The organism is Streptomyces sp. SID12501, from assembly GCF_010550245.1.
Lineage (GTDB): Bacteria > Actinomycetota > Actinomycetes > Streptomycetales > Streptomycetaceae > Streptomyces.
In genome coordinates this window covers 1-393 of sequence record NZ_JAAGLU010001001.1, presented here as the reverse complement: position 1 = coordinate 393, position 393 = coordinate 1, and the positions used below count along the sequence as shown (strand labels likewise).

1 pseudogene is annotated in these 393 nt (G+C 69.0%); it reads right to left on the bottom strand.

The features are described 5' to 3' along the window. Positions 1 to 393: pseudogene (locus G3I71_RS49535) on the bottom strand (solute carrier family 23 protein); the annotation flags it as partial.

Here is a 393-nt window from a genome sequence, read left to right as displayed (position 1 = left end):
CCATCGCGTCCGCCCAGGTCATGCCCGGCAGCTGCGCGATCGTGTACGCGACGACCGCGTTCAGGCCCAGGCCGGCCGCGAGCGCGATCGGGAAGTTGGCGACCAGGCCCATCGTGATGGACAGGACGCCGGCGATCAGCGCCGTGGCGGCCGCGATCATCGCGAGGTTCGGGGAGTCCCCGCCACCGAGGAACTGGCCGGTGCTGTCCGGCAGGGTCCCGATGATGAGCGGGTTGAGCACGATGATGTAGCTCATCGTGAAGAAGGTGACGAGACCGCCGCGGATCTCGTTGCGGATGGTCGAGCCGCGCTCGGTGATCTGGAAGAAGCGGTCGATCGCGCCGCGCGGAGCAGCGGGGGCTTCGCCGACCTTCTCCTCGGGGGTAGTAGTGG